Below are 411 nucleotides of genomic sequence, written 5' to 3' on the forward strand. Positions count from 1 at the left end.
GTCTGATAGCGAAGCGCGCCGCTGTTATTGGTGCGAGCGGCAGCGCATTACCCGCCGCGAACAGGATGTGATGCGCTATCTGGCCTGGGAAATGCCGCCGACGGCGATAGCGCGTTATTTGGCGTTGAGCGTGAAGACCGTCAGTAACCACAAACAGGCAGCGATGAGAAAACTGGGGTTCAAACGCAACGTCGATTTATACCACTGGCTGCGGCAAGGGGGCCTGAAAACCGTAGAGCGGTCGCGAGGAGAGGGGTGCGGTTCAGGTGCGCGGCTTGGCGCCGGAACCGCTGCGGCGTCAATACAGCAGCGTCATCGCGCTGAAGAACAGTAGCGTCAACACGATGATGATGACGTTTTGTGTGGCTTTGCGCACCAGTTTGCTGGCGCTCAGCCGGCTGTCGATGATGT

General features: G+C 59.1%; 1 protein-coding gene. It reads left to right on the top strand.

The window, feature by feature from the left end; all coding sequences use genetic code 11:
• Positions 1–334, top strand: a 334-nt coding sequence (locus SOP95_RS31835) for a response regulator transcription factor (RefSeq protein WP_323609563.1), incomplete at its 5' end; no start/stop codon positions are given.
• Positions 335–411 lie beyond the last annotated feature (77 nt).

Source organism: Pseudomonas sp. YuFO8, from assembly GCF_035065025.1.
GTDB classification, from domain to species: domain Bacteria; phylum Pseudomonadota; class Gammaproteobacteria; order Pseudomonadales; family Pseudomonadaceae; genus Aquipseudomonas; species Aquipseudomonas putida_AE.